The 912-nt window shown below is 62.0% G+C and carries 2 protein-coding genes; both read right to left on the reverse strand.

Going from position 1 to position 912, the window contains the following annotated elements; translation table 11 throughout:
• The coding region (locus FHR04_RS20710; RefSeq protein ID WP_211344230.1) for a transposase at positions 1-404 on the reverse strand (404 nt) is incomplete at its 3' end.
• 53 nt (positions 405-457) lie between these two features.
• Positions 458-912 (reverse strand): winged helix-turn-helix domain-containing protein (locus FHR04_RS20715; RefSeq protein WP_139405058.1); only part of this gene is annotated, 455 nt, incomplete at its 5' end.

The raw sequence follows: 912 nt of genomic DNA on the forward strand, positions 1-912 counted from the left end.
TGCAGGGTGTCAAAGCAGCGATTGGCCACCGTATCGTCAGTCAAGTCCCAGAGCCGTTCGGCCGGCTGCAACTCGGGGGCATACGGTGGCAGCGTGATGGTTTCGATGCCCGGTGGATGTCCCTGCGGTGCAGGGACATGAAAACCTCCACCGTCCTGCACCACCAGGACGTGGTGATCCTCACCCGCCCCCACACTCTGGGCGAAGGCAGCCATGACGGCCTGGTAGGCGATCTTGTTCAGCACCGGAACCAGCCAGAACCGGCTCTCCCCGCTCTGCGGGTTGACAAACGCGTAGATGTACAGCCACTCGTAGCGCGGGTGGACGGGACAGATCAGCGGCTGTCCCGTGGGTGCCCACACCGTGCGCAGAATCGGTTGTAAGCCCAGACGATGTTCGTCCATGGCCCAGAGGGAGACATGAGGATGGAGCAGCTCCGCCGTGCGGAGCTGCTCCACTAGCCCTTTGTTCTGAACACCTCCTTGGCTTCCTCGTCGCCCTTGACATGTTGTGGGCGTGGTTTTTGAGGCGAAAAGCCCGCGGCGCGCATGAACTCGTAGGTACGTCCCAGATACACGTCCTTACCGAATTCCTGCTGAATCCAGGTCTGGACCTGCTTGCCTTCCCACACGATGCCTCGCTCGAAATCATCGTGCAACTGCGCTGCCAGACGTTGCTGCTCTGCTGGCGTCAACAGGGTGGGCGCGCCACGGTTGCTCTGACGCCCGTCTTGCAACGCGGCCAGACCCTGTTCCCGATAGCGACCCAGCAGGTGATACGCCGTCACGCGGCTATACCGACTCAAGGACAGTATCTCGCGTTGTGGGCGCTGCTCAGCGAGCAGCGCGAAGAACAGGGCCCGGCGACGCTCGACGGCGCAGGTACTGGCTTCAAAGAGGCTCCAGAAATCTT

It is taken from the genome of Deinococcus radiopugnans ATCC 19172, from assembly GCF_006335125.1.
GTDB lineage: Bacteria > Deinococcota > Deinococci > Deinococcales > Deinococcaceae > Deinococcus > Deinococcus radiopugnans.